Source organism: Luteimonas sp. A534 (assembly GCF_054072805.1).
This window is the reverse complement of sequence record NZ_JBSVRR010000002.1, coordinates 631877-657982: the sequence shown is the minus strand read 5'-3', so window position 1 is coordinate 657982 and position 26106 is coordinate 631877. Positions and strand designations below refer to the sequence as shown.

Genomic DNA, 26106 nt, shown 5'->3' with positions numbered 1-26106 from the left:
TTTGAGTGTGACCCCTCAGCGGCAGGTGGTGTTGCCGTAAGCATCCGTGCTGCAGCGCTTGGTGGTGCCGTCGCTGTTGCGGTACGTCGTGTTGCCGTAGGCATCGGTCGTGGCACGGGTCGTCGAGCCGTCGCTGTGGCGATACGTGGTGTTCCCATAGGAGTCGGATGTTGCGCGCGTGCTTGAGCCATCGCTGCTGCGAAACGTCGTGTTGCCATAAGGGTCCGATGTGGCGCGGGTTGTCGGGCCGTTGCTGCGACGGTAGGTCGTGTTGCCGTACGGATCGGTGGAGGCACGGGTCGTGGTTCCATCGCTGCTGCGGCAGGTGGTGTTGCCATGCGGGTCGGTGGAGCATCGCGTCTGCGCGAAAGCGCTGGAATGGGCTGCGAGCAGTCCGACAAGCACTACCGTAAGGATCCTCATGTCTTCCCCTCCCCAGAGATCACGCCTTCGATCCAGTCAATGTAATGGCTGAGGCGGACACTGCAGCTGGCCTGACCATAGCGTCCGGGCCGGGCAGTCCGGACATCGCCCGGCAAGAGCTTCCAGGCGAACAGGCCTGCCAGCAGCCATTCGCCTTCGGCCTGGATGAGCGCGGGGCTGCCGCTGTCTCCGTTCCCGCCTGTGCCCTCAAGGGGCAGGGCCGACGATGGCTCATCGAACACATGGCAGAGCCAGCGCTCGTGCGCGCTGGTGATCGTGTTGAACGCGCGGCGGAGTTCCGTGCGATTGGGACCTTTGGGGTCGTGCCCGTTGGCTCCCGTGCCCGTCGCGCCTTTTCCGACGATCTTGACGATCTGGTTTGGCTCGTCGCTGTCCTTGTAGAGCGCGACGGGGGCAACATCCGTGACGGGCTGTGTCAGCTTGAGCAGTGCGATGTCGTCGGACGAGGCGAGCAGTACCAGTATCAGCACTGCTTCTCCAGTGGCCATTGCCTGATCGATCAGCTCATGTGGCGGCGCTCTGTACCCGGGATGCGTCACGACCCGCTCGACGTCCCTTGGTCTCCCGCCAACAACCACCTGCATGTGCCCGGAGTGCCAGGGAAGCACATGCGCGGCCGTGATCACCCACTGCGGAGCAATCAGTACGCCGTGGCCCTCGCCGGGCATGTCAACCAGCGCCGGGAAACCGGATGCCGGAATCCGATACTCGGAGTCATCAACGTCATCCCGAATCACGATGGCGCCGGCAGTTGCTGGCACCAGGAATAGCATGAGCAACAACAGTCGGGTCATGCGTGATGCCATGCAATTGGATTCGCTATGGGGCATCGGTGCAATCCCGTGGCGCGAACAGGATCCCGCCAGGCCATTCGATTGATGCGCCTTCATTGTTGCTCGCGATTTGCTGTGCCCAGCAATAGAAAGATGGCAGGCCGATCTCAGCCCGTCTCTCGTCGAGCTGGCTGGAATTCACGATGTCGTAGAACCGTATTACATCTCCTGGAAGAACCTGGAACTGCATTCCATACACCTGCGGCTGATCGTTCAGCCGACGATTCCTGTCGACCAGGAGCGCGAGATCGCGCGCCTCGGCCTCGCCCCGGTGCACGGCAAGCTCGAGCTGCTGTGCAGCAAGCGCTTGGTACTGCGGATCCATGTCTGCGTGTTGGGTCAGCCGCCATGCTGCCTTCGCGGCCTGCTCGCCCACTTCGGACCGCTTGGGCCAACCGCAGTTGGCCACCACTGTCCTCATGTAACGGGTGTTCTCGCGGTCGACGTCCAAGGCGCGCTCCAAGGCTTCCTTCGACTCGCGTTCGGCAAGGAAAGCCCTTCGTGCCGCCTGATCTGTTTCATTTCGCTGCAGCAAATCATCCCTGAGCGCGTCGGGCGTGCAATCCTGGGCAAGCGCGAGACCAGGCCATAGAGACAAAACTGCCAGTAGCAGACGAAACATCGCGTGCCCCCAGAGCCAGATGAGTTGTCAGCCGCTGATACGCCCGACCAAGTCCGCAAGAAGACCGGACTTGTGAAGCCAGGTCACCGCGGCCAGGTTGAAGATGACCGTAGCCCAGAAGGCGAGCTGGAACGACGGCTTCACGGTCTTGTGGCGGAACTGTTGCTGGGCGATCAGCGCGCCGGGCCACCCTCCAAGGAGGTCTGCAAGGTGGAGGCTGGCTTCCGGGGTGCGTTGCGCATCGCTCTGGGCCGCGATCTTGTCGGACCTGTACATGAAGTACGACGAGACGCTCAACGCGAGGTACGCGACCATCAACAGCGCCGGGAAAAGGTCGATGGCAGCAGCGGCCACGCCGCCCGTCAACGCGCACACACCAATAGCCGCCCTTGGAATCCGGGAAGGGGCGCGCGGCACTTCGATCCTCTGGCCGGCGTGACGGACCTGCCGTGCGTTGGTCCGCCCTCGCGGGTCAACCTTGGGGAGGTAGGAGATCATGTCGCCGACAACGGGCCGGCGCGAACCCCGCTGGAACTCGTTGATATGGACGAACGCGCGAGTACCGCCGCCATGGGGCACTACGAAGCCGAAACCCTTGTCGTCGTTCCAGTCAGTGACGCGGCCCGCAAGTCGCATGGTCAGCCCTCAACCCGATCAAAGCTGCCAGATGCCGCATTCCTCGCAAAGACCGAACCTGATGGCTCTTCCAGGAGGTCAGGCACGGTGTCGTCTCGATTCAGTACCGCGCCAGTCGGGCTACAGGGAAGTATTTTGCTGTCCGCTTCATGTAGCCCCGCAACCTTTGCGTGAAGCGCCCTGCGGATATCCATGTCTTCGTCCTGACCCGTAGCTGGAAGAGCGTTGAGCAGCATGGAGAAAAGCGCGATCGACTTCATTGGCGCCCTTTGATACCTGAGCCAACCCGCCCGGTGCGGTCTCGGCTTGAAGGCATTGTCAGGCCGCGACCGCGCCGCTGCTGAGGCGCTCGCTCTTGGGGCCTGCGAAAGAGTCAAAGATCCGACGGTGAGCATGGTAAGACCATTGATCTTGCCGCACATAATAGTCCGCCACCCAAGCTTGCAGGTTCTCCAGCATCTGGTCTTGAGCTGCTCTCGAGGCGTACTTGTGGGGCTCCCACGGACGCTTGCGGTTGTGCTCCAGGCACGTTTCAAGCCCGGGATTGAGGAAGACAAGCTCGGTGCAGTGGGCCGACGCGGCCAGCACCAGCTCGCCGTAGCAGCCCTCGATGACCCAGTTGGGGTGTTCGGATAAAAACGCAACCAACGAGGCCTCGATTGCGTGAGCAGGCCGCTGGACAGCAATCTTGCCAGGCTCCCAGACGATGGAGTCGAGGTCGAGATGAGCCAAGCAGTGTTCTGAAGCCAGTTGCCTGGCAAATGTGCTCTTCCCAGAACCCGAGTTGCCGAAGACGAGAACTTTCATAGCGGCCTAACAAGAAGTACCCGGCATTTCCAAGAAGTAGTATTGCTCACACCGCAACATGGCCGCCCTCCTGCTCAAGCGCCCTCCCCAGCGCCACCAGCTTCGGCAACCGCTCTTCCATGGGCCGCACGCAGGATACGTCAACTCAGCGCATGGGCTCAGGAGGCGGATGACCGGGATCGCGCAGCGGTGGCGGTGCGGTGGGGTCGGCCGGGCGGTCCGGCATCGGGTCGATGGGGCGGTCGGGCACGGGGTCGGTCGGCTGGGGCGGTGCAGGGTCGTGGGGCTGGTCGGGCACCGGGTCCCTGGGCTGGTCGGGCACGGGGTCGCGGGCGGGATGCGGGGCTTGCCCGGGGATGTCACGCGGGTCGGGGGTCATGGGGCGCTCCAGGTGCGGGGTGCGCCATGATCCTGGCGGTCGCGGGATGGCATCCGCGTGAATAATGCGGGAGCGGCCATAGCCGCTCCCACATCGGTCCCGGCGCGCCGGTCAGGGTTCGTCGATCGCTTCCAGGATGATGCCGCGCTCGGCCAGCACCTTCGCGGCCTCTTTGTCACCGGCGACCCGGTGCTTCAGCGACCGGCAGCGCTCGATGCCGGCCAGGGTGAGGCGGTAGTCGCCGTCGTCGTCGTCGACCAGGCCGGCTTCGACGAGCCGTTCGAGCATGTCGTCCGCGCGCGAATCAAGGCGCTGGCCCTGGTCGATCCTGATCAGGCATTCGAGGAGGTCCAGCTCCTGCTGGCCGATATCCCCGACGTTCATCGCGTAGCGTTTGTCACTTGCCATGGGCGTGTTCTCGAGTGCCCGGAGAAAGGCGATTCTAGGCCTGTCGGGCGGATCAACGCCAATCCGCGAGCTCATGTAGCTGCCTGATGTGGGAGCGGCTATAGCCGCGATCCATTGCGCCGATCACGGCTATAGCCGCTCCCACAGCTCCTACGGGGCTGGCTGGTCCTCTGCCGGCTGCCTGTCCACAGCCCGCCGGCCGATCGCGACGTCGTCGGTGAAGAAACCGTCGATGCCGGCATCGAGCAGGGCGCGGATGTGAGCGATGGCCCCGTCGTCGCTGCGGCTGCGCGGATCTTCGCCCTGCCACAGGCTTCGCGGCAGGAAGTGGTTCTCTGGGCGGAACGTGTAGGGCATGACCTGCAGTCCGGCGGCGTGCGCGGCGCCGACCAGCGGCGTGGCCTGGCCCAGGCGCCCGTCGTCATCCACCGGGATGACGTAGCCCAGGTGCGGTCCGAGGATGTCGGCGTAGGTGGCGATCCCGCGCAGGCCGTCGACGGTGAGCATCTCGAGATAGGTCGGGCCGCCGGCCGCGGCAAGATCGGCGGGTGCCGAGTCCGGCGCGCCGAGCAGCTGCAGCAGGCGGATGTTGTTCCTGTCCTTGCCGAGTTTCCCGCGCAGCGCGCGCAGGTTGCCCACTTCGAACGACTGGATCACCACCGGCGCGCTGCGGGTGTAGGGATGCGCGGCCAGCGCGTCGAGCAGGCGATCTTCCAGCGCCAGTCCGCGCGCGCGGAAGTGGGTGGAGTGCTTGAGCTCGGGGATCAGCCCGATCACGCGGCCGCGCGCCGCGGACTCGCGCACCACGAGAGCGACGATCTCTGCGAACGTCGGTACCGGGTACAGGCCATCGTGCGCGGTACTGCGCAGCTGTGGGATGCGCTCGCGGGCACGCAGCGTGCGCAATTCCTCGAGGCTGAAGTCCTCCACGAACCAGCCCTCGATCGCCTGGCCGTCGACGTCGCGCGTGGTCTTGCGGTCGGCGAAGGCGGGGTGTGCGGCAACATCGGTTGTGCCGCCGATCTCGTTCTCGTGCCGCGCCACCAGCACGCCGTCGCGGGTGGCGACGAGGTCGGGCTCGATATAGTCCGCACCTTCCTCGATTGCGCGTGCGTAGGCGGCGAGCGTGTGTTCGGGCAGCGCCGCGCTCGCGCCGCGGTGAGCGATCACCAGCGCCTTCGCGGCAGGCGATGGCGGGTCCTTGAGAAGTGTCTCGGCGGCGTGTACGGGCATGGTGGCCAGGGCGAAGGCGAGAGCGATCCAACGGATCATGGCGGACTCCAGCGGCGGGATGCCAACGTGCATCATCAGCGCTGGGATTGACACCGGGATGACGCGCCGCCGGCGTTCGCGTTCACGCTTGCGCACGCGGCCGCGGCGAGACCCACATCGCGATGCTGGCGCGGAACACGGTGTCGCCGCCGGCGTTGCGCACATCCACCACCACCGGCAGTTCGTACCCCTCGGTGCCGGACGTGATCAGCGCGGCCGGCTGGGCCACGGCATGCATCGTGCCCACGGCCTTCTTCACGTATTCGACCGTCATGCCCTTCGGGATCCAGCGCATGTCGGGCGGCAGGCTGGCCTCCAGCATGACGCCGCCAGCCAGTTCGGCCAGGTTGCACAGGGCGATGGCGTGCACGCTGCCGATATGGTTGTGCACGCGGCGGCGGTCCGGGATCGCGACCTCGCAGCGGCCCTGGGCGACCATGAGAAACCGCGGCGCAATGGTCCCGAAATAGGGCGCACGGAAACAGACGGCGCGCGCGAACAGCCACCGGCCCATGGGCAGGCGTGACATGCGCTCGAACAGGGCGACCAGGCGCGAACGGTGGGTCGGGGACACTTGGGTCATGACAGACCTGCTCGGTGGCGGGAGAGGCGCTCGCCAGCGGCGGCGCCGTCGAGGTCACTACGCCGCAGTTTCAACCATGTGGGCGCCAATGGCATCGCACCTCCCGCCTCGTTGACTCCCGCATCATCCGCGCCAGCGATACTCGGAACGCGGACCCGGGCACGCGGGGAGAGGGCGACACGCGCGATTGCCGCACCTGGTGGCGTGGCTGGACAAGAAGCAGCCCGACATCATCGCCCTGCAGGAGCTGAAGGCGGTGGACGAGGCCTTCCCCGCCGCCGAGCTTGAAGCGGCCGGCTACGGGGCGATCTGGCAAGGCCAGCGGGCCTGGAACGGCGCGGCCCTGCTCGCGCGCGGCGCGGTGCCGGTGGAAAGCCGCCGCGGGCTGCCGGGGGATCCCGGGGATACGCAGAGCCGCTACATCGAAGCCGCCATCTACGGCGTCATCGTCGCCGGCATCTACCTGCCCAACGGCAATCCGCAGCCGGGGCCGAAGTTCGACTACAAGCTCAAGTGGATGCAGCGCCTGCGGCGCCATGCTGCGCACCGGGCATCGGGTACGACGTGCCTTGGCGCGAAGTCGAAGCCATGCTGCTGATGGCGGTGGCGCGCACCGAAGGGCTCAAGGCGGAGCCGAAGCCCTTCGTGCTGCAGGTATCGCTTGGGGACTTCGCGGCCAACTACGAGGTCAATGCCTATTGCGACGATGCGCTGCGCATGCTGTTGCTGTACTCCGCGCTGCACGCGAGCATCCAGGACGTGTTCAACGAGCACGGCGTACAGATCATGTCGCCCGCGTACACGCAGCTTCTGCCGGCGTCTTCGGCGGACCAGGCGGCGTCGAAGCCGGAGCCCGTGGCTCGCCCGGCGAGCTGAGTTTTGCTACCAGTCCGTCGGCTTGTAATCCTTCAGGAACTGTCCCCAGACATGCTCGCCTGTGTTCAGCCCGGCGATGATCGGGTCGACGATGCGCGCGGCGCCATCGACGATGTCGAGCGGTGGGTGGAAGCGCTCCTCGATCGTCTTGCGCGCGGCGATCTCCACCGGATCCTCGTCGGTCACCCAGCCGGTATCGACGGAATTCATGTGGATGCCGTCGCCGTGGTAATCGGCGGCCGAGGTGCGCGTCATCATGTTGAGCGCGGCCTTGGCCATGTTGGTGTGCGGGTGCCGGGTGGTCTTGAAATTGCGGTAGAACTGCCCCTCGACTGCCGACACGTTGACGATGTGGCGGTCGCGCGTCGGCGCGCTGCCGTCCGGTGTGCGCAGCATCAGTGGCTTCAGGCGCGCATTGATCAGGAACGGCGCGATCGCGTTGACCAGCTGCACTTCAAGCAGCTCCACCGACGGCACTTCGTCCATCAGCAGGCGCCAGGAGTTGCGGCCGCGCAGGTCGACCTGCTGCAGGTCCTGGTCAAGCCTGCCTTCCGGGAACAGGTGCGACTGGCCAAGCAGTTCCTCGGCCAGCAGCGGCACCTGCGACAGCTCGGCGGCGCGGGTGAGGCCGGCGGCGGCTTCGTGGCGCAGGTCGCGGCCGGCGAGTGCGGTCTTGTCGCCCTCGGGCAGGAGCGCATCCGCGCGCAGGCCTTCGTAGCGGCCGAGCAGGCGCTGCAGGTGTTCGGGCGCGTCGCGCAGGGCCGCGGTTTCCGCCGCCATCATGTGGGTGTAGAAGCCCGGCGGGCGGCGCACCGTCTGGCAGGCGTTGTTGATGATGAAATCGAGGCGGTCGTGGGTGGCGAGCAGCTCGCTGCAGAACGCTTCCACGCTCGGCGTGTGGCGCAGGTCGAGGCCGAAGATCTCCAGGCGGTCGTGCCAGTCGGCGAAGTCCGGCTCCTGCGCGTAACGCGCGGCGGAGTCGCGCGGGAAGCGCGTGGTCACGATCAGCCGCGCGCCGCAGCGCAGCAGCTTCAGACCGGCCTGGTAACCGATCTTGACCCGGCCGCCGGTCAGCAGCGCGACGCGACCGGTGAGGTCGGTGAGCTCGGTGCGCTTGGCGAAGTTGAACTCCGCGCACTCGGGGCAGAGCTGGTCGTAGAAATGGTGGATGCGCGTGTACTTCTGCTTGCACACGTAGCAGTGCTGCGGCTCGAGTGCCTCGTGGTGCGGCGGCACGTCGGCGTCGAGGTCGTGGGGCGTGAAACCGGTGGGCGGGAAATAGTTGGGCGTGGTGAACACCGGCTGCCGGCGCAGGGTGCGGATGCCGGTGGCGTCGAGGATCGCGTCGTCGCGCTCGTTCCTGGCCTGCACGCGGCTGCGCTTCTCCTGCTTGCGGCGCTGGCGACGGGTCACGGCGTCGATCGGCGCGCCAAGCGCGGCCGCGGCGCGGTGCAGGCGCTCGCGCGTGGCGTCGTCGAGGTCGGCGAGCAGCGCATGGTCGGCCGCGACGGCTTCAAGGGTGTCGGTGGCCTGCTTCAGGCGCTGCTCGAAGCAATCGCCGGACAGGTCGGGGCGGGCCGCAGGGGCGGCCGGGGGAGGCGTGGTCATCCACATAGTTTGAGGGCTTGGGGCCGCGAGCGACAGCGCGCCCGGCGCCGGGCACCGTGTGGGCGCCCGCGGACGGACGCCGGGGCGGCCATCTGCACCTGCGCCTGCACCGCCGCGCCGTATCCTGTGCACCCCAGCCGCCGACCACGCCGACATGCACACCCCAGACTCTGAATTCGACCCCGACGACAACTTCAGCGGCATGGATCCGGAATCCGCGATCGAGGAAGAGGCCGGCACCGAGGCACTGGTCTGGCAGCTCCTGCTGCGCATCAATCCCGGTGACGAGGAGACCGCGCTGCGGCAGTTCGATGCCTACCGCGAGGCCACCGTGGATGCCGGCGACGAAGAGTTCGAGCCGGCCTGGGTGCTGAAGGACATCATCGACTGGACGTCCGGCTTCCAGGTCCATGACGATGACGCCGCCGCGTTCATCGAAAGCATCACCGAGCTTGTCGCGCGCTGGAACCTCGAGCTCGACTGGGGCGTCGACGATCCCACCGACGACGAGTTCCTGGACGAGGCCAGCGTCCACGACCTGCTCAAGGTCGCCCATGACGCCCTGCGCGCCTACGGCTACACCCTTTGGACCTGGGACACCGGCACCGACACCATCGCGGGCTGGATCACCCTGAGCCGCGACGACGAAGCCATGCGCGTGATCGCGCCGGAGCTGGGCATCACCCTGCGCACCGGCGGCCAGGCCTAGCGGGCCGCCCGCTACAATCCGCTACGCCCCCGCCCGAACGGCCTTCGATGACGAATGCGCTCCAGTTCCAGCGCCGCCAGGTGCTCAAGGCCATGATGGCCGCGGCCGTGCCCGGCGTGCTGGCGTCGTGCGCCGATGGCGGATCGTCAGACGCCCTGGTGGTCGGCGGACTGCCGGTGACCTGCAACCTCACCCTGCCGGTCGCCTGCGTGGCGCACGCGAAGGCAATGCAGGCGTCCGGCATGCCGCGGACCGCGATCGAGTTCAGCAAGTTCAGCGGCTGGCCGGAGGTCAAGGAGTCACTGATGACCGGGCGGATCCAGGCCGCCTACATGCTGGCGCCGCTGGTGATGGACCTGGCCGACAGCAACATCCCGGTGAAGATCGTGTCGCTCGGGCACCGCTCGGGCGCGGTGATCATGGTGCGCACGGACTCCCCGTACCGCACGTTCCGGGAGCTTGCCGGCAAGCAGATCGCCATTCCCAGCCGTTTTGCCGTGGATTTCCTGTTCCTGCGCAAGATGCTCGAACAGGAGGGGATGACGCCCGACGACATCCGCATCGTCGAGATGCCGCCGCCGGACATGCCCGCTGCGCTGTACGCGGACGCGGTCGATGCCTATTGCACGGGGGAGCCCTTCGGCGCCGCCGCGCAGCATGCAGGCTACGGACGCCCGCTGCGCATGACGCGCGACGAATGGCGCAACTACATCTGCTGCGTGCTGGCGGTGCGCGAAGAGCTGATCGAGTCGAACCGGCCGCTGGTGCAGGAGCTGGTGGACTACGTCCAGGCGGCGGGTGTCTGGCTCGACCAGGACCAGGCGAATCGCGAGAAGGCGGTGGAGATCGCCGCGCGACGCGAGTACTTCAACCAGGACCCGTCCATCATCCGCTTCGTGATGGAGAATCCGACCGACCGGGTGACCTATGGCGACCTGCGCATGATCCGCAGTGAATTCGAAGAGTTGATGCAGTTGTCAATCGAAGCCGGCACCATCAAGCATCCGATCGCCTATGAGACGTACATGGACGAAAGCTTTTCACGGGCCACGCGCCCGGTGGCGATCGAGGTATGAGCCGCGTGGGCGATCTGTCGAAGTGGCTGCGGAAGCCCATGCTCGGCTGCGCGGCGATCGTCGCGCTGGCGTGCACGGCATTCGCCGGCGCGGCCGATGCCGCGGTGCTCAAGGCCGGCGCGTTCGAGCCGCCCGCCGCGGCGCCCGGACTCGACCTGGCGGCCTCGAACGGCGGCACGCTTTCGCTTGCGGACTACCGCGGCCGCGTTGTGCTCATCGCCTTCGGGTTCACCGCGTGCCCGGAGGTCTGCCCGACCACGCTTGCCGTGCTGGCGCAGGCCAGGAAGCGGCTTGGGCCGCAGGGGAAGGACGTGCAGGTGGTCTTCGTCACCGTCGACCCGGAGCGTGACGACGCGGAGCGCATGCGTGGCTATCTGCGCGCCTTCGATCCCGGTTTCGTCGGCGGTACCGGCACCCCGGCGCAGCTGGCCGCCGTGCGGGCGCGCTACGGCGTCATGGCCCAGCGCCAGGTCGTGGGCGACAGCTACACGGTCGGCCATTCGTCTTCGGTGTACCTCGTCGATCGCGAGGGCCTGCTGCGCGGGATGATGCCGTACGGCCGCCCGGCGGGGGACTTCGTCCACGACATTCGCGCGCTGCTTGCCGAATGACGCGTCCGCCACCGGCCCCGCGCGCCGGGGTGTCGCCATGAGCCGCGGCGTGCGACGGGCCGCGGCGCTGGGCGTGGCGGCGGTGCTCGCATCGGCCGTCGCGTGGGCGGCGTTCGCGCCGGTGGCCGGGCCGCCGACCCGGGAGAAGGCCTTCATCATTCCCGAGAGCACCTGGGAACGCAGGATGGCCGGAGAGGAGCTGGACATCCTGCCGCAGCGCATCCGGCTCACCCTTGGCGTCAACGACGTGCTGCGCTTGGAGAACCGGGACACCGTGCCGCAGACCTTCGGGCCGGCGCTGCTGATGCCCGGGCAGACGTTCCGCCTGCCCTTCGACCGCGCCTCCGAATACCAGTTCGCCTGTACCGCGCACTCGAGCGGCCAGATGGACGTCATCGTCGACCCGTTCCCGGCGACGCCCTGGGCGCGGCTGCGCTGGCGGCTGCACCAGGCCGCCGACCGGCTCGGCACGCAAAGGCATCAACCGACATGAGGTTGCGACAGTCGCTGCCCGGCGTCGTCGTCATCGTGCTGCTGCTGGCCGCGTGGTGGGCCACGGTGGCCTGGACGCACAGCGTGATCTTCCCGACGCCGTGGAAGGTGATGTCGGGCACCCTCGAGCTGGTGCGCGACGGCACCCTGTGGTGGCACATCGCCGCTTCGCTCGGCCGCGTCGGCGCCGGTTTCGCGCTGGCTGTCGCCGTGGGCGTGCCGCTGGGGCTGTGGATGGGCTGGAAGCGCGGGGCCCACGACGCTCTCAATCCGCTGTTCCAGATCCTGCGGCCGATTTCCCCGATTGCCTGGATCCCGATCTCCATCCTGTGGTTCGGCATCGGCAACGCGTCGCCGATCTACCTGATCTTCATTTCGTCGGTGTTCCCGCTGGTGCTGCAGACCGTCGCCGGCGTGCATACGATCGAGAAGCGCTACCTGCGCGCCGCCGAAAACTTTGGCGTATCGAGGCGGAAGCTGTTCGCCCAGGTCGTGATCCCGGCGACGCTGCCGCAGGTCATCGTCGGCATGCGCATCGGCCTGGGCGTGGCCTGGCTGGTGGTGGTCGCGGCGGAGATGATCGCGCTGCGTTCCGGCCTGGGCTACCTGATCATGGATTCGCGCAACGCCGGCAACCGCTACGACCTGGTGATCGCCGCGATGATCATCATCGGCCTGATCGGCCTGCTGCTGGATGGACTGATGCGCCAGCTGGAAGAAGCGAAGATCGTGCGGTGGCGCTATGCCCACTAAGATCCGGGTGTCCGGCCTGCGGAAAAGCTTCGCGACCGACACCGGCCGGCTGCCGGTGGTCGACGACGTCACCCTGCAGGTGGCCGACGGCGAATTCATCGCGATCGTGGGGCCGTCGGGCTGCGGCAAGTCCACCTTGATGCGGATGATCGCGGGCTTCATCCCCGCCGACGAAGGACACGTCGAGATCGATGGCGTCGTGCAGCAGCGGCCCGGCCCTCAGGGCATCCTCATCTCGCAGCACGGCTCCGTGTTCCCGTGGCTGACGGTGCGGCAGAACCTCATGTTCGGGCTGGGTGACGCGCTCGGCGGCGTGGAGAAGGCCGCCATCGCGGACCACTACGCACGTATCGTCGGCCTGGAAGGATTCGAGGGCAGCTATCCGCATGAGCTTTCGGGCGGCATGCTCAAGCGGGTCGAGATCGCGCGCGCGCTCGCGGTGAAGCCGGCGGTCCTGTACATGGACGAGCCGTTCTCGGCGCTGGACGCGCTGACCAGCCTGCGCATGCGCAACGAACTGCTGAAGATCCTCGCGCAGGAGCGGCATACCGCGCTGCTGATCACGCACGACGTGGAGGAGGCGATCCATCTTGCCGATCGCGTGCTGGTGCTGTCGCCGCGGCCGACCCGGATCCAGGCGACCTTCGAAGTGGACCTGCCGCATCCGCGCAGGCTGACCAGTCCCGAGGTGCAGGAGCTGCGGACGGCGATCCTGCGGGAGCTCGGCGTGCCAGCGGGGGAAGAGGGCGACGGGGCCTGATCGGGCATTGACGTCCGCCTCATGCGGGCAGCCCCAAGTTCGCGGGTTGGGTGAAGGTGCTGTCGGAGTTCATCGACCATCACGCGGAGAGGAGGAGAAGGAGATGTTCGCCTCCGCGCGTGAACTGTTCACGCCGCAGGAGCTGGCTGAGTTCGACGAACAGTACGAGGAATGGAAGACATCGTTCGTTGCAGCCGGTGTCACCGCCCACGCCAGGATCAAGACCGGGCTGAAGTCGGTGATGCGCAATCCGAAGGCGCCGGGTTAGGCGTCGCCGCCCGATCCGGGCCATCGATGCGCGCTCCTGCAGCGGGTGCGTAACCCCGTGCAGGAGCGCGCGGCCCTGGCGTCAGGGCACCTGCTTTGCGCTCACAGTGTGCGGCGTCCCGCTGCTGCCATCGGCGCGGATCTCCACCACCGAGACAACGACGTCCACGTCGGGAGCGTTCTCCATCTCGCGGATGGTCGGCAGCGTCACCGCCCTGATCCTCCAGGTACCGTCGGCGTTCGTCTTGGCCGTGAAGGTGCCCAGGTCGTCTCCGGCGCCACTGCGCGGCGGAACAGGCTTGCCGCCGGGTCGCGAGCGCGAGGCGATCGTGCGCTTCACGTTGATGCGGAGGTTGCTGCCCGGTGCCGCCGTGCCGCTGACCTCCATGGTGCCGCTGACGCGGCTGCCTGCTGCAGGCGCGGTGACCGTGGCTACAGGGCGCGTCAACACCTCCCTGGTTTCCGCGATCCTTGCTTCGTCACGCGCGCTCATCGTGACGCCCGCCGGAATCTGCGCATCCACCGATGCCCTGGCGGCTTCCTGCGGCGTCGGCGCGCGCTTGGTGGGAACCTCCACCGGCACGTCGCGGATGGTCGCGTTCGACGCCAGCGAGTCGCTTTCCCGATGGATCTCCGTCGCCGTGATGCGATTCCGGGCGTTCACGTAGTTGTCCCGTGTCCGGCCGCTTGCTGCCCGTGCCTGCCACGCTCCGTTGCTGCCGACGGTGACCGTGGTGCTGGCGCTGTTGCTCTTGAGCTCATAGCCCGGGCGGGTATCCAGGGCGTACAAGAGCTCGGTGGCCACCCGCACGCGGTTGCCCGGCGTACCCGTGCCATTGATGACGAACTGCTTGTCGGCGGGAAGGATCGTGCTCGAGGTCGGTGTCTGGATCACCGGTGCCGGCGGCGCGGTCGGCAGCGGCTCGGGCTGCGACTGCGGGAACACCTCAACGACCGTCGCCGCGGATGGGTCCTTGATGATGTGATGCTGCTCGGGTCGTCTGTCCCAGTGTAGGACCGCGGAGATTTCGTAGCGCACATCCTCCCAGCCCCGCTGCATCCTCGGCAGGTCAAAGGTCGCCTGCCACTGGCCGTTGGACACCGTGGCTCCCTTGGTGAGGTGCTGCCCCCCATCGATGCGTCTGCCATTGCGGACATGGAACACGCGCACCGTGACCGTTGCCTTGGTGAACGAGGGCGCGCCACCCCGCACCGTGACCTTGGACGGATCCGCCAGCCGCGAGCCGGCCGCGGGTGACGTCACTGTGGGCGCGGGCGGCACACTCGCAGTGTTGCTATTGGTGTTGGCGAGCGCGGTGGGCGCGGCTACCAGCAACGCCAGCAACGCGGTCAACGCACGGAACCGGAAGCAGCGTGTCGACTTCGGCTGTTCACTCATGTTTTGTTTTCCTGCTGGGCATGATGAAAGCCTTAAGACGACCGATGGCGGCGCGAACGGACATTGGCCGTCACCGGTCCCTGGACCGGCAGCCGTGTCGTCTGCACGTATTCGTGGCCCGCACGCCCCGGGCGGAGGTGCGCCTGCCCCGTTGGAATGCGCGCGTCAGCGCTGCCCCGGGATGCCGCAGCTGGTGTCGGACAGGATCGTCGCCACGCGTGCGAACTCCTCCTGCAGTGGCGCCTTGCCGTCGCCGCGCGCGTAGCGCCAGCTCGACTCGATCTCCCGGCTGCGCTGGCGCCAGCCGTCGCAGGCCTCGCCGTCTGGAATGCGTTCGCAGCGGTCGTACTGCCATTCACAGGCAGCGCCCGCGGCGAGGGCCGGATCGCCGTTGATGCCGACCGTCTGCATCGCGACGCAGCGCGGCTTGGGCTCGGCGTCTTCGCTGATGTAGCGATCATTGCCGGGCGTGTGGCAACGGAAGATCGGTGGTGGCGGCAGGCGGTCCGCATCGGTGATGCGCGCGGGCCGTGGGGCGTCGGGACGATCGGGCGCGGCAGGCGTGGCCTCGGGTTCGGGCTCAGGAACCGGTGCCTGCGGTGGTGGCGCCTGCGGAACGTAGACGGGCATGGGTGGCGGTGGCTGGACCACGCTGCGCTCCTGCCGGCTGCCGGCAGGGCAGGGTTCGTCGTTCTGCACGGTGAGCGCACCGCTGGCGTCGGTGCAGCGGTAGATCACGACCTGCGGCGTGGCGGCGATGGGGGTGGCGAACGCAGCGGCGGCGAGCAGTGCCGCCAGGCCCAGGCGGCATCGGGTGGATCGGAGCATCAATACGTCCTGCAGTCGCGGTCGATGCGGGCGTTGAGCCCGCGCTCTTCGATGCGCAGGGTATCGCGCTCGCGCTGTTGGGCGTTGAAGAAGCGGCGGCGGAGGTCTTCGCGCCGGTCGCGCAGGCGGGAGCAGGTCTCGGCCTGGGGCAACACGTGGCATGCGTCGCGCTCCCAGCTGCCGGCGCCGCCCGGCCAACCGTAGCCGCCATGGGGCGGGCGCGGGCGGGGACCGACGCTGCCCGGGTCGGGACGAGGTGGATCAGGTGGAATGCTGATGCGGCTGACCGGCGGTGCGCTCAGGCCACTCCCTGCAGGGGTCGTCTGGCCACGGCTGCCGATGTCGCCGCGGCCGCCGGGACGCCCGGGCCGCCCGCCATGCCCGGGATGTCCGGCGCCGATGCCACCGACGGGCCAACCCTCGGTCCACCGCGGCACCCATCGGGGTTCGCCGTCACCGCTGTCGCTCTGGTAGGTGCTGCCGTCCGGGCGCACGCATTCGTACAGCGGCTGCGGCGGCTGGGCGACCACGTAGCGCACTTCGGGTTTGGCGGACGCGGGTGTCGCGGCCGGCGCGGACATGACCGGCGCCGGCGTGCCGTCCACCGGCCGGGCCATGCTGCGTGTCTCCTGGCGATCGCCGTCGGCGCAGGGCAGGTTGCCGATGCTCACCGTGCCGCTCGCGTCGACGCAGCGGTAGATGGTGACGTCATCCTGCGCACTGAGCGGCGCGGCCACCGGCACGGACAAGACAGCCAGGAGACCGGAGATTGCGACTATGGAGCGGGCACGGCGCACGCGGCCATCTTGCGCTGAAGCTGTTGCCGATGAAAGCCGGTTGCGTCCGACGACGCTCATTTCACCCGCGTGTACTCCAGCTGCATCGTGCGCACCTCCTTGCCGTCCTTGGGCTCGAACATCTCCATCACGTGATGATCGGCGTCGATGACACGGACGGTCTCGCGCACCGGGATCATGGTGCCCGGGTGCATCGGGTCGGCCATCTCCCCGGTAAACGTGTACGTGCGGGTGGCCTCGTCGTAGTCGCCATCGGTGAGCATGTGCGAGGTCGACATGTTGTCGGTCCAGCTCGACGTGTAGCGCTCGCGGACGTTGTCGTAGCCGCTCATGCCCGTGCCTTCGAACGGCGCACCCATGAACGTGCCCTTGAAGTCCTGGCGCAGCTGGCGGCCGCCGAGCACCGGGCTGATGGTGGCGGTGCCGCGCTGGCTGACCGGTGGCGCGTCAGGCTCCATCCAGATCGACATGGCGACGTCCCAGCTGCCAGCGAAGTGTTCGGCGAGCTGCGCGTGCTCGGCCCCGGGGGTCGCGGCCCTTGTCCAGGCGTCCATCATCGCCTGCTGCTCGGCCGACATGGTTCCCTGCCGGGCCTGGGCGGTTCCCGTCTGCGGCGCGGGCTCCGCGGCCAGGGCGATCGGCATGGCGCAGGCCAGCGCGATGGCCAGGCAACGGCGGGCGTGGATGCGGGTGGCGGTGTTCATGAGCGCTCCTCCCTTGGTCCGGCGGATGCCGGCGGTCGGATCGTATGCCCGCGCGTGCCCCGCCGCATGTCGCGCTGCGGCAGCCGGTCGCCCGGCCTCAGTCGCGCAGCCCGGCGCCGCTGCGGGCGTCGCGGATCGGGGTCGGGCGGTCGAGTCCGCCGGTCTCTCCGGCCAGCACCGCATCCACTGCGTCGAACAGCGCCGCGTCGGCCTGCGCCAGCGTGCGCGGCGGCGGGGCGCCGGCCGGGTTGGCGCTTGTCGACACCAGCACGCCGCCGAAGGCGCGACAGAGTTCGACCACCAACGGGTGCGCGCTGACGCGGACCGCGATCCCGGCATGGTCACCGGTGATCCATCGCGGCACCTGCGCGGTCGCAGGCACGACCCAGGTGTGCGGGCCAGGCCAGGACGCCAGGACTTCATCACGCCCCGCGTCCGACAGCGACTTCCAGTCGACAAGGCCTTCAAGCTGGCCCACGTCGGCGGCGATCAGGATCAGGCCTTTGCCGACCTCGCGCCGCTTGAGCGACAGCAGCCGCATGACTGCGGCCTCATCGAAGGGATCGCAGCCCAGGCCCCAGACCGCCTCGGTCGGATACGCGATGACGCCGCCGTGGCGGACGGCGACGACGGCGGCTTCAACGTGGGGTGACGGCTTCATCGGGCAAGCGGGCTCACGGCGCGACGTGGCGCGGACCGACCGGCCCGCGCCGACAGCTTATCCCGCGTCCATGCGCCCGGACCCGGATGCGCGATCAGAACGGAGCGTCGTCGGACAGCTCCGCTTTCCTGGCCACGGTTCTCTTGGCCGGCGCCTTCTTTGCAGCGGTCTTCTTGGCGACCTTCTTGGTCGCGGTCTTCTTGGTGGCTGTCTTCTTCGCAGCCTTCTTGGCCGGCGCCTTCTTGGTTGCGGCCTTCTTCACCGCAGCCTTCTTCGCCGGCACCTTCTTCGCCGCCGCCTTCTTGCCGAAGCCCTTGCGCATCGGCTTGCCGGTGTCTTCCATCAGCGTGATGACTTCCTCGAGCGTCAGCGACGCGGGCTCGCGATCCTTCGGGATCTTGCCGTTGAGCTTGCCGTCGCTCAGGTATGGGCCATAGCGGCCGTTGAGCACCTGGATGTCGCTGCCGTCGAATTCCTTGATGATCCGGTTGCGCGCGATCTCTTCCTTCTCTTCGATCAGGAACACCGCGCGCTCGAGGTCGATCGTGTACGGATCGTCTTCTTTCTTCAGCGACGCATACACGCTGCCACGCTTGGCGAACGGCCCGAAGCGGCCGACGCCCACGCTGACTTCCTCACCCTTGTCTTCGCCCAGCTTGCGCGGCAGGCGGAAGAGGTCGATGGCCTGTTCCAGCGTGATGGTGTGCATGCTCTGGCCGGGACGCAGCGACGCGAAACGCGGCTTCTCTTCTTCGTCCTCGGCGGTGCTGCCAATCGCCGCGTACGGCCCGTAGCGGCCCAGGCGCACGCTGACCGGCTTGCCGGACTTGGGATCCGTGCCCAGCTCGCGGGCGCCGGTGGCCTGGCTGCGGTCGACGCTCTCGGTCTTCTCGTCCACCAGTTCCTTGAACGGGCCCCAGAACTTCTCCATCAACGGCACCCATTCCTCTTCGCCGCGGCTGACCGCGTCGAGCTCGTCCTCGAGCTTGGCGGTGAAGTCGTAGTCGACGTAGCGGGTGAAGTGCCCGCTGAGGAAGTTGGACACCGCGCGGCCGACGTCGCTGGGGCGGAAGGCGCGGCCTTCCATCTCGACGTACTTGCGGAACTGCAGGGTCTGGATGATCGAGGCGTAGGTCGACGGGCGGCCGATGCCGTATTCCTCGAGCGTCTTCACCAGCGACGCTTCGGTGAAGCGCGGCGGCGGCTGGGTGAAGTGCTGGTCGGCGTGGATGCGATCGACCGGAATGCGATCGCCCAGCTTCATCGCCGGCAGCTTGCGGCCTTCGTCCTCGTCGTCCTTGCCCTTGTTGTCCTTGCCTTCTTCGTAGACGGCCAGGAAGCCGGGGTCGACGACGGTGGTGCCGCTGGCGCGCAAGCCATGCTCGCTGCCGGCGGCGAGATCCACCGACACGGTATTGAGGATCGCCGGCACCATCTGCGAGGCCACCGCGCGCTTCCACACCAGTTCGTACAGGCGACGCTCGTCGTCGGAGAGGAAGCGGGCAACCTGCGCCGGCGTGCGCAGCGCCGAGGTCGGGCGCACGGCCTCATGGGCCTCCTGCGCGTTCTTCGACTTGGTCTGGTAGAAATTCGGCTTGTCGGGCAGCGCCCTGGTGCCGAAATCACGCGCGATCACGTCGCGGATCTCGCCCAGCGCCTCGGTCGACAGGCTGACGGAGTCGGTACGCATGTAGCTGATCAGGCCGACGGTGCCTTCGTCGCCGATGGCCACGCCTTCGTACAGCTTCTGCGCCACCTGCATGGTGCGGCGCGTGGTGAACCCGAGCTTGCGCGAGGCCTCCTGCTGCAGCGTGGACGTGGTGAACGGCGGCGCCGGGCGGCGCTTGCGCTCCTTGCTGGCGACGTCGGTGACATGCAGCGCGCCTTGTGCCGCGGCCACGATGCGGCTGCGTGCGTCCTCGGCGGTGTCGCCCTCGGTGATGGTGAACTGCTCGAACTTCTTGCCGTCGAGCTTGGTGAGCTTGGCGCTGAATGCCTGTGTCGGGTGCGCGCACTCGGCCTCGATGGTCCAGTACTCGCGGGCGATGAAGGCTTCGATCTCCTCCTCGCGCTCGACGATCATGCGCAGCGCCGGCGACTGCACGCGGCCGGCGGACAGCCCGCGCTGCACCTTGCGCCACAGCACCGGCGACAGGTTGAAGCCGACCAGGTAGTCCAGCGCGCGCCGCGCCTGCTGGGCGTCGACCAGGTCGCCGGCGATCGCGCGCGGCTTCAGCATCGCTTCCTTGATCGCCCGCGGGGTGATCTCGGTGAACACCACCCGGTGCAGCTCCTTGCCCTCGAGCAGGCCGCGCTCGCGCAGGATCTCGGCGATGTGCCAGCTGATGGCCTCGCCCTCGCGGTCCGGGTCGGTCGCGAGGTAGATGCCTTCGGCGGACTTGGCCGCCTTGGCGATCGCCTCGACGTGCTTCTCGTTCTTTTCGATCAGGTCGTAGCGCATCCGGAAGCCGTCCGCCGGATCGACCGCACCCTCCTTGGGGATCAGGTCGCGCACGTGGCCGTAGCTGGCGAGGACGTGGAAGTCCTTGCCGAGGTACTTGTTGATCGTCTTGGCCTTGGCGGGCGACTCGACGATGAGGAGATGCTTGGCCATTGCGGCTGGGGCTCCGGGGACGGCGGACGCCGCGCCTTGGTGGGGTATGTGTAGACGGCAACGCCCGGGACGGAGGCCCCGGGCGCGCGACGGACGCTCTTTATAGTGGAATCACGGCCGCAATGGGACTGTCAAGCGGCTTTGCGTGGATCAGTGCACCGTTTCCGGCTCGTCCACGAACATCTGGGTTTCCATCCAGGCGTAGGCCGCCTCGGCCCCGGGCTGGTTGAACAGCACCATCAGCACGACCCACTTGAGGTCGTCGAGGTCGAGTTCGTCCTGGTCGAGCGCCATCGCGCGATCGACCACGAGCTCGCGGCGGTCGGCGTCGATCACGCCGTGCTGCTCCAGGAACATCAGGAAACCCCGGCTTTCGACGTCCAGCTTGGCTTCCTCGCGCTGGGAAAACAGGCGCGTGGGTCCGTCCGCGCGCGGCGCGGCGTCCACCGGGCGCTGGGCGGCGAGGGCGTCGAGCCAGTCGAAGGCCTTGCTGGTTTCGGCAGGGCTGAATCCGGCCTGGAGCAGGCCGCTCTGCAGGGAATCGCGGTCGCGGACGGGGTCCGCGTCTTCGGTGAAGTAGTGTTCGAACAGATAGAGCAGGACGTCCAGGATGCTCTCTTTCATTTCCCCCCGGCCTGCGCCCGGGGGCGCGTTACTGAGACTTTCGGGAATACCGGCCGTGCTCGACCGCGACACGACCCTCCAGCTCCATGAGCAGCAGCATGCTGCCTAGTTCCGCGGCCGTCAATCCGGTGCGCGAGACCAGGTCATCCATACCTGTGGGGTCGTGGCCCAGCGCGTGCCACAAGCGCTGGTGGTCGGAGCCTGCGGGCAGGCCGGCGGTGCCGGCCACCCCGTCGGCGGTCCCGGGCACTTCAATGGGGGCGGCCAGACGCCCGCGCAAGTCATCGCCCAGGCTGGTCGCCACCGGGGCCAGCGCCTGAACGACTTCGGCCGGCGTCTCCACCAGTCCGGCGCCGTCGCGGATCAGGCGGTGGCAGCCGCGGGCCTTGGGGTTGTGGATCGAGCCCGGGATGGCGAAGACCTCCCGTCCCGCCTCGCCGGCCAGGCGGGCGGTGATCGCGGCGCCGGAGCGCAGCGCCGCCTCGACCACCACCACGCCCAGCGACAGGCCCATCAGGATCCGGTTACGGCTGGGAAACGCGCCGCTGCTGTACGCCATGCCGGGCGGCACCTCGCTGACCACCGTGCCCGTGGCTGCGATGCGCCCGTAGAGCGCGATGTTCCGCTGCGGGTAGGGCCGGTCGATGGCGGTGCCGAGCACGGCCATGGTGCGTCCGGCCGGCGCCGCCAGCGCGCCCTCGTGGGCGGCGGTATCGATGCCGGCGGCCATGCCGCTGGTGACCGCCAGGCCCGAGACGGCGAAGGCGCGAGCGAAGTCGAAGGCGTTCCTGAGGCCGCCCGCGCTGGCCGCGCGGCTGCCGACCACGGCCACGGACGGGTGCCAGAGAAGGTCGGGATCGCCCAGCACCCAGATCGCCAGGGGTGCATTGCCGAGGCGGGCCAGCAGCGAGGGATAGTCCGGCTGGTGCAGGCCGATGACCCGGTGGCCGGGCGCGGCCTGGAGCCAGCGCCGCCATCGCGCGATATCGTCACTGGCGCTGCGGGCGGACAGGGCGCCCTGCTGGGCGGCGTCCAGGCCGGCGGCGCGCCAGGCCGTGCGCCCGGCCGTGAGCGCCGCCGTGGCGCTGCCATGGCTCTTGAGCAGCCTGCGCCGGGGTTCGCTGCGCCCGCCCGCGGCGAGCAGCCGCAGGAGCGCCAGGGTGTCTTCGCTGTCCATGGCCCAGCGTGGCCCGGAAACGGCGACGGCGCCCTGGGGCGCCGTCGCATGTTGCAGTCGGTAAAGGCCGCGGCCTCAGTAAGGCGCGTCCGGATGCTTCAGGTGGTAGCCCACGCGCGTCGGCTTGACGCTGTCCATGACCAGGCCGTAGCTCATGCGGTCGAAGGTGCGGAACACCATGACGTGGCCGGCGAACTCGTCGGGCAGGCGCACCTTGTTCTCGAAGAACACGGTGGCCTCGTCGCGGTGCAGGCCCTTCTCGACGCGGTCGACGACGTTGCTGCCTTCGCGCCAGATCGAGAACACGGTGCCGTTGTCCACGCCCTCGCGGGCGCCGACCGACAGCGCGATCACGTCGCGTGGGCCGCCGGAGGTGAGCATGTCGGTCACCGCCAGCACGCGCGCCTTGCCGTAGTCGGTCTGGACCTTCGGCGGGTGCGGGAAGAACTGCAGGTCGTAGGCCTGGGCGTCCACCGGCACCACGCGGTCGCCGATGCGGACCTCGCGGCCCTCCTCGTCGAGCAGCAGGGTGCTGGCCTGGATGCCGCCCACTTCGCCGCGGGTCACGGTGCCGGCGGTGACGCGCATCAGCTCGTAGCCCAGCGACTCCTGGCCCTTGTCGGGCATGACGACGTTGGCCCAGAACTTGCCGAAGTCGACGCTGCGACGGCCGGTGGCGTCGAGCTCGTCCTTGCCGAAGGTGTCGCAGCACCAGCCCGAACGCAGCAGGTGGGTGTAGCGCACCGTGGGGCGCAGCACCGCGTAGCGTGCACCGGCGGTGGCGCCTTCCAGGCCGCGCACATAGACGACCTGTCCGCGGCTGGCGCGCATGCGGTCGTCTTCCAGGCCCACCACGTAGGGCATGTGGTCGAAGTCGTCGACCACGCGCAGGTCCTTGAGGAAGGGCTCGACCTCGGACAGGGGAACGGCGTTGATCGCGGCCGCCTCGGTCCGCGGGCCGGGGGTCACGCCGACGCGGTTGAGATAGGCCAGGCTGATCACGTCGCCCGGGTAGATGAGGTGCGGATTCGCGATCTGCGGGTTGGCCTGCCAGATCTCCGGCCACAGCCAGGGCTTCTCGAGGAAGCGGCCCGAAATATCCCAAAGCGTATCGCCGCGCTGGACGACATACGTATCCGGGTGGTCGCCGCGCAGGCCCTGAGCCGCCGCGTACGTCGCCACCGTGAGCATTGCTACCGCAACACCCGTGCGTAGCGCTTGAGAAAGGCGCTGAAGCTTACCGGCCATCTACCTGCTCCCCTTGGAGATTTCCCCGTATAGCGGCCGCACTATGCCTACAGGAACCGATCCGGCGCAAGCCTGCGGACGCTACAATTGACCCCCGTGCCGCACGGTTGTGACGGCTGCCACCCTTTACCACACGCCCGCATGTCCCTGATCACGATCCTCGAGCACCCCCATCCGAACCTGCGCAAGGTCGCCGCCGAGCGCGAAGCGGCCGGCATCGCCGACCCTGCGTTCCAGCGCCTGCTCGACGACATGTTCGAGACCATGTACGAAGCACCGGGCATTGGTCTTGCAGCCACGCAGGTCGACGTCCACGAGCGCTTCATGATCGTCGACGTCACCGAAGGCCGCGAGCAGCCGCTGGTGTTCATCAACCCGGTGATCCGTGAGCGTTCGGCCGAGTTGCGCGTGCACCAGGAAGGCTGCCTGTCGATCCCGGGGATCTTCGCCGACGTCACCCGTGCCGACGGCATCGAGGTCGAAGCGCTCGATCGCCACGGCAAGCCGTTCACCATGGCCGTCGATGGCCTGCTCGCCACCTGCGTGCAGCACGAGGTCGATCACCTGGACGGCAAGCTCTTCATCGACTACCTGTCGCCGCTCAAGCGCGACCGGGCGATGAAGAAGTACGAAAAGATGCGGCGGCATGACTGAGCGCCGCCACGCGGGGACTGCGGGCGCGGGGCCTGCGCGATGAAGATCGTGTTCGCGGGGACGCCCGAATTCGCGGTGCGTTCGCTGCGCGCCGCCTGCGGCAAGGCCGAGGTGGTGGCGGTGTACACCCAGCCCGACCGTCCGGCCGGTCGCGGCCGCGGGCTGCAGGCCTCGCCGGTGAAGCGCGAAGCGCTGGCGCGCGGCATTCCCGTGCTGCAGCCCGAAAGCCTGAAGACGCAGCTGGCGCGCGATGCGCTGCGCGCGCTGAAGCCCGACCTGATGGTGGTGGTGGCCTATGGGCTGCTGTTGCCGCAGAAGATCCTCGACATCCCCGCCGAAGGCTGCTGGAACGTTCACGCCTCGCTGCTGCCGCGGTGGCGCGGTGCGGCGCCGATCCAGCGCGCGATCGAAGCCGGCGATGCCGAAACCGGCGTCTGCCTGATGCGGATGGAGAAGGGCCTCGACACCGGCCCGGTGCTGCTGTCGCAGTCGCTGTCGATCGGCGATGCCGAAACCGGCGGCGAGCTGCACGACCGTCTCGCGGAACTCGGCGCCCAGGTGCTGTCCGACGGCCTCGGCCTGCTGCGTGCCGGCATCCGTCCGGTGCCGCAGCCGCAGCCGGAGGCGGGCGTGACCTACGCGCACAAGCTGGACAAGGCCGAAGCCAAGCTCGACTGGGCGCTGCCTGCCGAAGCGCTTGCGCGCAAGGTCCGCGCCTTCAATCCCTGGCCGGTGGCGGAAGCGCAGCTGGCCGGCGAGCGCGTGCGCATCCACGGCGCGATCGCGGTCGATGCGGCTGCGGTCGCAGCGCCCGGTACCGTGCTTGCGGCGGGACGCGAGGGTATCGACGTGGCCTGCGGCAGCGGCGCGCTGCGCATCCGCGTGCTGCAGCGTGACGGCGGCAAGGCGATCACCGCGGCCGACTACATCAACGCCCGCCGCGACCTGGCGCCATGAGCGGTGCCGCGTCGCGCGCCGCCGCCGCGCGCGTGCTCGACGCGGTCCTCAACCGCGGCCGCTCGCTGAAGGCCGAACTCGCCCAGGCGCTGCCCGCGCTCCCCGACACCCGCGACCGCGCACTGGTCGAGGCGATCTGCTTCGCCGCGCTGCGCCAGCACGCACGCGCCGACGCCGCGCTGGCGGCATGGATCCCGAAGCCGCTGGGCCACCGTGATGGCGACCTGCGCGCCTTGCTGCACGCCGGCTTTGCCCAGCTCGATCCGCTGGGGCTCGCGCCACATGCCGCGCTCGCCGCCACCGTGGATGCCGCGCGGGTGATCGGCCGCGCCCATCAGGCCAAGCTGGTCAACGCCCTGCTGCGCCGCGCCCAGCGCGAAGGCCTGCCGGTGCTGGCCGCCGAAGCCGCGTGGCCGGCATGGCTGCGCGAGCGCGTGCGCGGCGACTGGCCGGACGACGCCGACGCGATCTTCGCCGCCAGCGCGCAGCCGGCGCCCACCTGGCTGCGCGTGAACCGCCAGCGCGGCGACCGCGATACAAGTCTGGCGCGCCTGCAGGAGGCCGGCATCGACGCGGCCGCCGTGGACGGCATGGCCGACGCGCTGCGCATCGAAGGCTCGCTGCCCGTCGCCACGCTGCCCGGCTTCGCCGAGGGCGTGCTGTCGGTGCAGGACGGCGCTGCGCAGCGGGTCGCCGACATGCTCGCCCCAGCCGCGGGTGCGCGCGTGCTCGACGCATGCGTCGCGCCGGGCGGCAAGTCCGCACACCTGATGGAACGTGATCCGGCGCTGCGCCTGGTCGCCCTCGACATCGACCCCGCGCGTCTCGTCCGTGTCCGCGAAGGCTGGGCGCGCATCGGCGTCGGTAGCGGTGCCGAGCTGCGCGCCGCCGACGCCTCCGACACCGCCGGCTGGTGGGATGGCGCGCCGTTCGACGCGGTGCTGCTCGATGCGCCATGTTCGGCGACCGGCATCGTGCGCCGGCAACCGGACGTGTTGCTGCATCGCCGCCCCGAAGACCTGGCTTCGCTGATCGTCTTGCAGTCGCGATTGCTGGACGCGTGCTGGAAGGTGCTGAAACCCGGCGGCGTGCTGGTGTACGCGACCTGTTCGATCCTGAAGGACGAAAACGAACGACAGGTCGCGGCCTTTCTCGCCCGCACGCCCGATGCGCACGCGGACCCGCTCGACGATCGCCATGGCCATGCCGCCGGTCCCGGGCGGCAACGCCTGCCGGGCGAACAGGGCATGGATGGCTTCTTCTACGCCCGGTTGACGGGCGCCGGCTGAATTCGGCGCGTGGCAGGC

At 68.6% G+C, this 26106-nt stretch carries 31 protein-coding genes and 1 pseudogene; 12 read left to right on the top strand and 20 right to left on the bottom strand.

Going from position 1 to position 26106, the window contains the following annotated elements:
- Nucleotides 1-15: 15 nt before the first annotated feature.
- The 10 genes from ACW5F0_RS07760 to ACW5F0_RS07715 form a co-directional block, all read right to left on the bottom strand.
- Nucleotides 16-423: a hypothetical protein gene (locus tag ACW5F0_RS07760; RefSeq protein WP_456999455.1), complete on the bottom strand. Its 408-nt coding sequence runs from the start codon at nucleotides 421-423 to the stop codon at nucleotides 16-18.
- Nucleotides 420-1238: a S1 family peptidase gene (locus tag ACW5F0_RS07755; protein ID WP_456999453.1), complete on the bottom strand. Its 819-nt coding sequence runs from the start codon at nucleotides 1236-1238 to the stop codon at nucleotides 420-422. Before ACW5F0_RS07755 ends, ACW5F0_RS07760 begins: the two co-directional genes overlap by 4 nt.
- Nucleotides 1239-1263: 25 nt before the next feature.
- Nucleotides 1264-1899, bottom strand: a complete 636-nt coding sequence (locus tag ACW5F0_RS07750; RefSeq protein ID WP_456999452.1) for a DUF6624 domain-containing protein — start codon at nucleotides 1897-1899, stop codon at nucleotides 1264-1266.
- Nucleotides 1900-1926: 27 nt separating this feature from the next.
- A complete protein-coding gene (locus ACW5F0_RS07745) occupies nucleotides 1927-2535 on the bottom strand; it encodes a DUF1294 domain-containing protein (protein ID WP_456999451.1) in 609 nt (202 codons plus the stop codon).
- A 2-nt stretch (nucleotides 2536-2537) separates the two neighbouring features.
- Nucleotides 2538-2795, bottom strand: coding sequence for a hypothetical protein (locus tag ACW5F0_RS07740; protein WP_456999450.1), 258 nt, complete (start codon nucleotides 2793-2795; stop codon nucleotides 2538-2540).
- Between the two features lie 58 nt (nucleotides 2796-2853).
- A complete protein-coding gene (locus tag ACW5F0_RS07735) occupies nucleotides 2854-3342 on the bottom strand; it encodes an AAA family ATPase (RefSeq protein ID WP_456965513.1) in 489 nt (162 codons plus the stop codon).
- A gap of 145 nt (nucleotides 3343-3487) precedes the next feature.
- Nucleotides 3488-3721 (bottom strand): hypothetical protein, encoded by a 234-nt coding sequence (locus ACW5F0_RS07730; protein WP_456965514.1) that lies wholly within the window; start codon nucleotides 3719-3721, stop codon nucleotides 3488-3490.
- Nucleotides 3722-3832: 111 nt separating this feature from the next.
- On the bottom strand, nucleotides 3833-4129 hold the full coding sequence (locus tag ACW5F0_RS07725; RefSeq protein ID WP_456965515.1) for a hypothetical protein: 297 nt from the start codon (nucleotides 4127-4129) through the stop codon (nucleotides 3833-3835).
- 150 nt (nucleotides 4130-4279) lie between these two features.
- Complete coding sequence (locus tag ACW5F0_RS07720) at nucleotides 4280-5362, bottom strand: glycerophosphodiester phosphodiesterase (RefSeq protein WP_456965740.1); 1083 nt, start codon at nucleotides 5360-5362, stop codon at nucleotides 4280-4282.
- 121 nt (nucleotides 5363-5483) lie between these two features.
- On the bottom strand, nucleotides 5484-5984 hold the full coding sequence (locus tag ACW5F0_RS07715) for a hotdog fold domain-containing protein (RefSeq protein WP_456999449.1): 501 nt from the start codon (nucleotides 5982-5984) through the stop codon (nucleotides 5484-5486).
- Nucleotides 5985-6156: 172 nt separating this feature from the next.
- Between ACW5F0_RS07715 and ACW5F0_RS07710 the strand changes: the two are divergent.
- Nucleotides 6157-6528 (top strand): annotated as a pseudogene (locus ACW5F0_RS07710) (endonuclease/exonuclease/phosphatase family protein); the annotation flags it as partial.
- A 44-nt stretch (nucleotides 6529-6572) separates the two neighbouring features.
- On the top strand, nucleotides 6573-6860 hold the full coding sequence (locus ACW5F0_RS07705) for a hypothetical protein (protein WP_456999448.1): 288 nt from the start codon (nucleotides 6573-6575) through the stop codon (nucleotides 6858-6860).
- 6 nt (nucleotides 6861-6866) lie between these two features.
- Here the strand turns inward: ACW5F0_RS07705 and ACW5F0_RS07700 are convergent, their stop codons facing one another.
- Nucleotides 6867-8468, bottom strand: a complete 1602-nt coding sequence (locus tag ACW5F0_RS07700; RefSeq protein WP_456965518.1) for an SDR family NAD(P)-dependent oxidoreductase — start codon at nucleotides 8466-8468, stop codon at nucleotides 6867-6869.
- Nucleotides 8469-8622: 154 nt separating this feature from the next.
- Here ACW5F0_RS07700 and ACW5F0_RS07695 point away from each other — a divergent pair, with 154 nt between their 5' ends.
- The 7 genes from ACW5F0_RS07695 (at nucleotide 8623) to ACW5F0_RS07665 (ending at nucleotide 13137) form a co-directional block, all read left to right on the top strand.
- The gene (locus ACW5F0_RS07695) at nucleotides 8623-9177 is read left to right on the top strand and encodes a DUF6630 family protein (RefSeq protein WP_456999446.1); all 555 of its coding nucleotides are present in this window, start codon (nucleotides 8623-8625) and stop codon (nucleotides 9175-9177) included.
- A 47-nt stretch (nucleotides 9178-9224) separates the two neighbouring features.
- Nucleotides 9225-10253 carry an ABC transporter substrate-binding protein gene (locus tag ACW5F0_RS07690; protein WP_456999445.1) on the top strand — a complete coding sequence of 343 codons (1029 nt, stop codon included), beginning with the start codon at nucleotides 9225-9227 and terminating at the stop codon, nucleotides 10251-10253.
- Complete coding sequence (locus ACW5F0_RS07685; protein ID WP_456999443.1) at nucleotides 10250-10864, top strand: SCO family protein; 615 nt, start codon at nucleotides 10250-10252, stop codon at nucleotides 10862-10864. The genes ACW5F0_RS07690 and ACW5F0_RS07685 overlap by 4 nt, the downstream gene beginning before the upstream one ends.
- A gap of 37 nt (nucleotides 10865-10901) precedes the next feature.
- Nucleotides 10902-11357, top strand: coding sequence for a cupredoxin domain-containing protein (locus ACW5F0_RS07680; protein WP_456999442.1), 456 nt, complete (start codon nucleotides 10902-10904; stop codon nucleotides 11355-11357).
- Complete coding sequence (locus ACW5F0_RS07675; protein WP_456965523.1) at nucleotides 11354-12109, top strand: ABC transporter permease; 756 nt, start codon at nucleotides 11354-11356, stop codon at nucleotides 12107-12109. The genes ACW5F0_RS07680 and ACW5F0_RS07675 overlap by 4 nt, the downstream gene beginning before the upstream one ends.
- Complete coding sequence (locus ACW5F0_RS07670; protein WP_456999441.1) at nucleotides 12099-12869, top strand: ABC transporter ATP-binding protein; 771 nt, start codon at nucleotides 12099-12101, stop codon at nucleotides 12867-12869. Before ACW5F0_RS07675 ends, ACW5F0_RS07670 begins: the two co-directional genes overlap by 11 nt.
- Nucleotides 12870-12972: 103 nt before the next feature.
- Entirely contained in the window at nucleotides 12973-13137 is a 165-nt protein-coding gene (locus ACW5F0_RS07665; RefSeq protein WP_456999440.1) for a hypothetical protein, read from the top strand.
- A gap of 81 nt (nucleotides 13138-13218) precedes the next feature.
- Here the strand turns inward: ACW5F0_RS07665 and ACW5F0_RS07660 are convergent, their stop codons facing one another.
- From ACW5F0_RS07660 to ACW5F0_RS07620, 9 genes are all read right to left on the bottom strand, one after another.
- Complete coding sequence (locus tag ACW5F0_RS07660) at nucleotides 13219-14490, bottom strand: hypothetical protein (RefSeq protein WP_456999439.1); 1272 nt, start codon at nucleotides 14488-14490, stop codon at nucleotides 13219-13221.
- Nucleotides 14491-14700: 210 nt separating this feature from the next.
- Nucleotides 14701-15363 (bottom strand): DUF4124 domain-containing protein, encoded by a 663-nt coding sequence (locus tag ACW5F0_RS07655; protein ID WP_456965526.1) that lies wholly within the window; start codon nucleotides 15361-15363, stop codon nucleotides 14701-14703.
- Entirely contained in the window at nucleotides 15363-16106 is a 744-nt protein-coding gene (locus ACW5F0_RS07650) for a DUF4124 domain-containing protein (protein ID WP_456999496.1), read from the bottom strand. The genes ACW5F0_RS07655 and ACW5F0_RS07650 overlap by 1 nt, the downstream gene beginning before the upstream one ends.
- Nucleotides 16107-16216: 110 nt before the next feature.
- Nucleotides 16217-16864, bottom strand: coding sequence for a DUF1579 domain-containing protein (locus ACW5F0_RS07645; protein ID WP_456999438.1), 648 nt, complete (start codon nucleotides 16862-16864; stop codon nucleotides 16217-16219).
- A 97-nt stretch (nucleotides 16865-16961) separates the two neighbouring features.
- Nucleotides 16962-17525: a Sua5/YciO/YrdC/YwlC family protein gene (locus ACW5F0_RS07640; protein WP_456999436.1), complete on the bottom strand. Its 564-nt coding sequence runs from the start codon at nucleotides 17523-17525 to the stop codon at nucleotides 16962-16964.
- A gap of 94 nt (nucleotides 17526-17619) precedes the next feature.
- Entirely contained in the window at nucleotides 17620-20139 is a 2520-nt protein-coding gene (locus ACW5F0_RS07635) for a DNA topoisomerase I (RefSeq protein WP_456999435.1), read from the bottom strand.
- 150 nt (nucleotides 20140-20289) lie between these two features.
- Nucleotides 20290-20763, bottom strand: coding sequence for a DUF494 family protein (locus ACW5F0_RS07630; RefSeq protein WP_456965530.1), 474 nt, complete (start codon nucleotides 20761-20763; stop codon nucleotides 20290-20292).
- A gap of 28 nt (nucleotides 20764-20791) precedes the next feature.
- Nucleotides 20792-21940: a DNA-processing protein DprA gene (gene dprA / locus ACW5F0_RS07625; RefSeq protein WP_456965531.1), complete on the bottom strand. Its 1149-nt coding sequence runs from the start codon at nucleotides 21938-21940 to the stop codon at nucleotides 20792-20794.
- 75 nt (nucleotides 21941-22015) lie between these two features.
- On the bottom strand, nucleotides 22016-23131 hold the full coding sequence (locus ACW5F0_RS07620) for a LysM peptidoglycan-binding domain-containing protein (protein WP_456999434.1): 1116 nt from the start codon (nucleotides 23129-23131) through the stop codon (nucleotides 22016-22018).
- A gap of 198 nt (nucleotides 23132-23329) precedes the next feature.
- On the opposite strand from ACW5F0_RS07620, the gene def reads away from it, so the two are divergent.
- From def to rsmB, 3 genes are read left to right on the top strand one after another with little or no spacing between them, the layout of a single operon-like run.
- Nucleotides 23330-23842: a peptide deformylase gene (gene def / locus ACW5F0_RS07615; RefSeq protein ID WP_456965533.1), complete on the top strand. Its 513-nt coding sequence runs from the start codon at nucleotides 23330-23332 to the stop codon at nucleotides 23840-23842.
- 39 nt (nucleotides 23843-23881) lie between these two features.
- Nucleotides 23882-24799, top strand: coding sequence for a methionyl-tRNA formyltransferase (fmt, locus tag ACW5F0_RS07610; RefSeq protein ID WP_456999433.1), 918 nt, complete (start codon nucleotides 23882-23884; stop codon nucleotides 24797-24799).
- Nucleotides 24796-26088, top strand: coding sequence for a 16S rRNA (cytosine(967)-C(5))-methyltransferase RsmB (gene rsmB / locus ACW5F0_RS07605; RefSeq protein WP_456965535.1), 1293 nt, complete (start codon nucleotides 24796-24798; stop codon nucleotides 26086-26088). The genes fmt and rsmB overlap by 4 nt, the downstream gene beginning before the upstream one ends.
- The last annotated feature ends 18 nt before the right edge of the window (nucleotides 26089-26106 follow it).